Source organism: Glycomyces terrestris, from assembly GCF_003933745.1.
Lineage (GTDB): Bacteria > Actinomycetota > Actinomycetes > Mycobacteriales > Micromonosporaceae > Glycomyces > Glycomyces terrestris.
The window spans coordinates 251,582-257,587 of record NZ_RSEB01000007.1 but is presented as its reverse complement, the minus strand read 5'-3'; the positions used below and the strand labels follow the sequence as shown (position 1 = coordinate 257,587).

The window sequence follows — 6,006 nt, the reverse complement described above, 5'->3', positions numbered from 1 at the left end:
TCCTGATGAACGGCGCGAAGGTGTGCAGCGACCGCAGCGAGTACTTCAGCTCGTCGCGGCTGACGAAGTTCGAGGCGGCGCTGGCGAGGCGGGACACGCCCTCGCCGAGGTGGGCGGCGCGCGAGGCGGCCCACTCGGGGTCGTCGCCGTCGACCCACATGTAGACCGCGTCCACCGGGAAGTCCACCTCGTCGACGAGCTTGTGGTTGAACGGCTCGAACGTGTCGTACTTGCGCTCGCCGATGACGCGGTGGGCGGGGACGCGCGCCTCGGCCGGCAGCACGTCCGCGACCTCGTTGGCGCGCGGGGCAACCCAGGCGCCGGCGAACAGCGCGGGCGGGATGCGCACCTTGAGGCGCTCCTGGCGGGCGAGGAACTTCGGGTCGTCGCCGAGCGCGTCGGCCTCGTCCCAGAACTCGACGTCGCAGCCGAGTTCGAGGCCGCCCAGGAGCTGCCCCTCGGGGCCGAGCAGGAGCCTGCCGAACCGCAGGACCTTCGCGTTCGCGATCCGCTTGGGCAGGCCGCCCGCGAACGGGTAGGGGCCGGCGGCGAACTCGTTGGAGGCGCCGGACTCCGGCTTGCCGACGTACAGCTCCGTGTCGCCGAACCGCTCGCGCATCGCCGCGAGGAACGCCGCGCGGTCGCCCGCGCGCAGGCCGACGACGTGGCGCAGGTGGGACTTGCCGGGGACGATGAAGTAGCCGGCGCCGGCCGCCTCGGCGGCGCCGACGACCTCGCGCAGGCGCTCCTCGGCGGCCGCGGCCGTGAACCCGTCGACGACGCGGCCCACCAGGTCCCTGCCGTCGACGCGGACGGGCCGCAGGCCGGGGTCGGCGGCGAGGAGGCGCGCATGGCAGCCGGCGGCCGCCCGGGCCTCGGCCCGCCGCCGCGCGGCGGCCCGGCGCGATCGCCGGAACTCCCGCAGCCGCTCCCACAGGGGCGCGGGCAGGACCCGCCTGACCGCCTTCTTCACGAACCCGCCTACCACAGTTCTCCGTCCGTTCGCGTTGTCGAAGTCGCTAGATTACCTGCTCATGACACGCGCGGGTCGGACCCGGGGTGGCATCGGCCCCGCGTCACGTCCGCGCGCCCCACCGGCCCCACGAGCCCCTCGCGCTCACTTGCGCGCCGCGGAGGGGACGGCGGACTCGCCGAGGGCGACCTTGCGGACCGGGTCGGCGTAGGTGGCCTTGACTTCGCGGACGAAGACGTCGAGGAGTTCGTCGGGGGCGAAGTCGCCGAGGTAGTACTCGCGGACCTCGGCGCGCACGGCGGCCTTGGAGTCGTTCTCGAGGAGCTCGTCGAGGACCTCCTCGATGTTCCCGGCCTTCGGGTCGAGCAGGTACGCGGCCTTGGCGAGCGGGAACTCGTCGAGGTAGCGCTCGCGGAAGCCCTTCGGGTCGGTCATCGCGAACGGCCGGCCGCTGTAGAGCCAGTCGGAGGCGGTCCCGGAGATGTCGGAGATGGCGACGTCGGCGGCGTTGACGCACTCGGTGAGCGAGACGCGGGACTCGGCCTGGGCGCCCCACAGGTGGGCGCGGCCGGTCTTGGCGGCGTCCGCGGCGATGACCGACTTGATCTCCTCGGCGAGCGCGAGGTACGCGGCGTTCGTCTTCGTGTACGGGTGGGTGCGGAAGATGAGGGTGACGTCGCGGTCGAGGATCGCCTGCACGATCCGCTTGCCCTGCTTCAGGGACGAGTAGTTGACGTCGGCGGTCAGGCCGGTCCAGGTGGGGGTGTACAGCACCACCTTGCGCTCGCCCTCGACCTTCTCGCGGGTCCCGACCCTGAGGTCGTGCAGCTGCGGGCGCCCGATCTTCTTGAACTTGTAGTTGGGGATGTCGACGCCGTGGCGGTGATAGCGGTCGACGCCGGCCTGGCCGGCGACGAAGACCCGGTCGTACATGAGCGAGACGGGGCTGCGGCTGATGGCCTTGTCGGAGTCGCCGTGCATGAGCTGCACGTGGAGGTACTTGTCGAGTTTGATCGCCTGGGCGTTCTTGATCGCGTGGTTGACGTAGAAGCAGGCGCGCACGCTCTCGGGGAGGATCGTGTCGAGGACCGACTGGGCGGGCACGTACACGACCGGGGCGGAGGTGCGCGCGACGATGCCGTCGTACAGGTAGCGGTCGCGGATGAGGATCATGTACGGGTCGCCGACCCGCTCGAAGTACGGCAGCCACATGGTGAGCTGGTACTCGGAGGCGCGGGCGCCGGCGAAGTAGACGACGAACTTCGGCTGGAGCCGGGTCACGGCGGTCATGACGCGGCCGTCGACGGGGTGCGACTCGCGGCGGCGGTGGTAGTAGCCCTCGAGGAAGGCGATGCCGGTCCACGCGAACGAGGCGAGGGCCAGGCCCAGGAACACCCAGTCGGTGATCCGGGCGGCCTCGGCGGGGACGGCCGCGGCGGCGACGTAGGCGATGCCGAGCGCGCTCATGATGCGGACGATCACCGGCGGGGTGGACCAGCGCTCCAGGGTGCTGCGCTCGACGTCGAGATGGGCGCTGAGCAGGTACCCGACGTTGAGGGCGCGGTCGACGATGTCGGAGCAGACGGCGAACAGGGCGATGAGGGCGCCGGCGGCGAGGAGGGGCCAGCGGTCGAGGCCGCTGTCCTGCCAGACCGCGAGGAGGACCGCGGTGGCGGCGACGATGCGGGCGCCCCGGAGGTTCGCGATGTTCTCAGTGGTGCGGCGGGCGACCCCGCCGAAGGCGACGAGGGCGGGCAGGAGCGGGAGCCAGGGGAGCCCGAGGGCGGCGACCGCCGCGGCGAGGGCCGCGACGGCCGACGCCGTGGGCAGGAACGTCCGTGATCTGAGCAGCTTCTTCAACAACTTGGCGGGCCTTTGCTCGAATGGTCGGTGTCGTGGTGATGCTGGAGGGCGTCGGCGACGGTGCCACGCGGGTCGGGGCGGCCTTCGAGAGGGGGCTGCTGCTACTTGAACGCCTCGTTGACGCTGTTGAGGTCCTCGGCGAAGTCGACTTCGATGACGTTGTGCTGGGAGATGTCGACCGCCTCGAACCGGACGCCGTCCTTGGCGATCGCGAGTTCGATGCCGCCCTCGAAGTAGTCCTGGTCGTCGACCTCGTCCAGGCGCTTGGCGACGAGGGCGCGGTCGTCCGCGGAGACGTAGTTGATGCCGACGGCCTCGCCGAGGGCGCCGTCCGCGACGCGCTTGGAGAGCTTGCTGATGTAGCCGTCGGCGCCGAGGGTGTACTTGACCTCCTCGTCGGAGACCTTGGCGGTGTTCACGGCGATGAACGAGTGGTCCATGGCGATGTGCGGGAGGAGGACGTCGAGGACCTGCGGGTCGAAGACGACGTCGCCGTTGAGCCACAGCACGCCGCCGGGGCCGAGGATGTTGAACGCCTTGAGGAGGCTCTTGGAGGTGTTGGTGTCGCCGTACGCCTGGTTGTAGATGAAGCCGACGTCGGGCACCTCCTCCATGATCATCTCCTTCTTGTAGCCGACGACGAGGTGGATGGAGTGGCGGCTGAAGCGGGAGGTGAGGAGGCGCAGCGACCGGCCGAGGATGGTCTCGCCGGTGTTCAGGGGGGTGAGCGGCTTGGGGTGCGGTTTGCCGAGCCGGGAGCCGACGCCGGCCGCGAGGATCACGATGTTCGTGGACATGTCGAGTGCCACCTCGTTCGGTTTAGGTGCTGGATCGGTGCAGTTTACCTAGTTGAACGGGCCGTGACCCAGGTGCCAACGCAAGGTTTACGAGAGCGTCACACGAGGTCCAGCGGCTGGGACGGCCCGCAGCGGGACGGGGACGGCGGGTGACGCCTCAGGCGCGTCGCAGGAGCGCTTCGGCGATGGCGAGGTCGTCCGGCCCGGTCACCTTGAGATTGCGGTCGCTGCCCGCGACGGTGCGGACAGGCACGTCGGGACGGTACCGCAGGACGACCGAGCAGTCGTCGGTCGGCGTGAAGCCGGGGTCGGCCGCGGCGGCCTCGTGGGCGGCGGCGATGAGGCCGAGCCGGAAGCCCTGCGGCGTCTGCACGCGGGCGAGCCGCGACCGGTCGGGGACGGCCGCGATGCGGTCGCCGTCGGTCTCGACGACGGTGTCGGAGGAGGGCACGGCGGCGGTGACGGCCGCGCAGTCGTCAAGCGCCGCAACCACATCGGCGATGATGCGCCCGGTGACGAGCATCCGGGCGGCGTCGTGGAGGAGCAGCCGCGCCTCCGGGCCGACGCCGGGCTGGGCCAGGGCCCACCGGACGGCGGCGAGCGAGGAGCCGGCGCGGGTGGCGCCGCCCGCGATCACGGCGGAGAGTTTTGTCACATTCGCGGCTTTGGCTATGGTCCAGGCCGCTTCATGGTGGCCTTCGGCCATGACGAGCACGATCCGGTCGACGACCGGACTCCGGTCGAAGGCCTCCAGGGTGTGCTGGAGCACCGGCTTGCCGGCGACCTCGAGGAGCTGCTTGGGGAGGGCGGCGCCCATGCGGGCGCCCGTCCCCCCCGCGAGCACTGCCGCGACGGTCGGCTGGGCGGTGGGCACGGCGGGCCTCCTGGTCCTGGGCGGGCGTCCTGCGGGACCAATCTACAAGCCCGGCCGGGCCGGTCAGGCGCGGGCGACCTTCGCGAAGACGTCGACGTGCAGGCCGACGACCTCGCCGGGCTCGAAGCGCTTCGCGGTGGCGAGCCCGGCGTCGGCGAGCTTGCGGCGCAGCTGCGGGTCGCCCATGAGCCGGCGCAGCGCGTTGGCGAGCGCGGTCGGCTTCATCGGGGGCACGAGCAGGCCGTTCTCCCCGCTCTCGATGATCTCCAGCGGACCGTGCTTGACCGCGCTGCACACCACCGGGAGGCCGGCGGCCATGGCCTCGACGATGACGAGCCCGAACGGCTCGAACCGGGAGGGGATCGCGGCGACGGAGGCGCGCTGCCACTCGGCGTCGAGGGGCGTGACCGGGCCGGGCAGCTCGACGCGGCCCTCCAGGCCGAGGTCGGCGATCAGCTTCGTCAGCTTCTCCTTGCTGGGGCCGCGGCCGAAGATCTTGAGCCGCCACTCCGGGAACTCCTCGGCGACCTGGGAGAACGCCTTGACGAGGGTGTCGAAGCCCTTCATGCCGGTCAGGCGGCCGGCGGTCATGACGAGCGGCTCGGTGAGCGGCGAGGGCTCCTTGGAGCTGGCCGGGATCGAGTTCGGGATGCAGGTGATCTTGTCGACCAGGTCGGGGAACGCCTCGCGGTAGGCGGCGGCGTCGGCCTCGGTGATGGTGACGATCGCGTCGAACTTCGGGTACTGGGCGTCGATGCGGCGGCGCACCGGCTCCTTGTAGTGCTCCAGGTACATGTGCTCCTGGGCGACCATGGCGTAGCGCTCGGGACGGCCGTACTCGGCCATGTACAGGTTGACCGAGACCTGGGTGCCGACGGCGACGTCGGTGTCGAGCGTCTCGAGGAAGTGCTTGACGCGCCGGTCGAGGAGTTTCGACGACTCGCCCTGGTTGTTCACCTTGTCGGCGTCGAGGAATGAGCGCCGCTTCGACTGCCAGCGCTCGATGAGGGAAAGGCGGTCGCCGCCCTTCTCCGGAATTCGGGTGTCCCACAGATTGACGACGCGGATCCGCGGGTCGATCGCGAAGTCGGACTTCGCCTTGTGCCGCACGAACGATGCGATCGTCACGTCGTGGCCGAGCTCTACCAGGGCTTCCGCGGTGTTGAGGGTGGTCTTGATGGTGCCGCCGATGCCCCAGATGTTACGGACCAGAAATGTGATTCGCATGAACTCGAAACCCGCTTTCGAAGAATTGCCGCCTTCAGCCACATCGGACGATCGATGCTCAGCGCCGAGCCGTGTCCGCAATGCCTTGACGCGCCGGACCCTGGACGGGGTTGCATCCAAGTGGAAACTAGTTTAAGGCCGTCTGAACGGCAGGCGGACGCGCCGAAGCGGGGCGTGGCCGGTTCCATGGGCGTGTCAGACCTGCCACATGCCGCCGCAAACGCCGCCACGCGGGCGGAGGCCGGGGTCCGGCGCCGCGGCGCCGGACCCCC

The 6,006-nt window shown here is 70.7% G+C and carries 5 protein-coding genes; all 5 read right to left on the bottom strand.

The window, feature by feature from the left end; genetic code table 11:
- Positions 1 to 973: Stealth CR1 domain-containing protein (locus EIW28_RS22385; RefSeq protein WP_187350649.1), on the bottom strand; the 973-nt coding region annotated here is incomplete at its 3' end.
- Between the two features lie 144 nt (positions 974 to 1,117).
- Positions 1,118 to 2,836, bottom strand: a complete 1,719-nt coding sequence (locus EIW28_RS22380; protein WP_125249927.1) for a CDP-glycerol glycerophosphotransferase family protein — start codon at positions 2,834 to 2,836, stop codon at positions 1,118 to 1,120.
- Positions 2,837 to 2,937: 101 nt separating this feature from the next.
- On the bottom strand, positions 2,938 to 3,633 hold the full coding sequence (locus tag EIW28_RS22375) for a phosphocholine cytidylyltransferase family protein (RefSeq protein WP_125249926.1): 696 nt from the start codon (positions 3,631 to 3,633) through the stop codon (positions 2,938 to 2,940).
- A 157-nt stretch (positions 3,634 to 3,790) separates the two neighbouring features.
- Complete coding sequence (locus EIW28_RS22370; protein WP_197717423.1) at positions 3,791 to 4,507, bottom strand: IspD/TarI family cytidylyltransferase; 717 nt, start codon at positions 4,505 to 4,507, stop codon at positions 3,791 to 3,793.
- A 63-nt stretch (positions 4,508 to 4,570) separates the two neighbouring features.
- Complete coding sequence (locus EIW28_RS22365; RefSeq protein WP_125249925.1) at positions 4,571 to 5,734, bottom strand: glycosyltransferase family 4 protein; 1,164 nt, start codon at positions 5,732 to 5,734, stop codon at positions 4,571 to 4,573.
- Positions 5,735 to 6,006 lie beyond the last annotated feature (272 nt).

What these genes read in the sequence shown, in the direction of transcription:
- EIW28_RS22375 (WP_125249926.1), bottom strand. Translation starts at nt 3,633, where the DNA reads ATGTCCACGAACATCGTGATCCTCGCGGCCGGCGTCGGCTCCCGGCTC.
- EIW28_RS22365 (WP_125249925.1), bottom strand. Translation starts at nt 5,734, where the DNA reads ATGCGAATCACATTTCTGGTCCGTAACATCTGGGGCATCGGCGGCACC.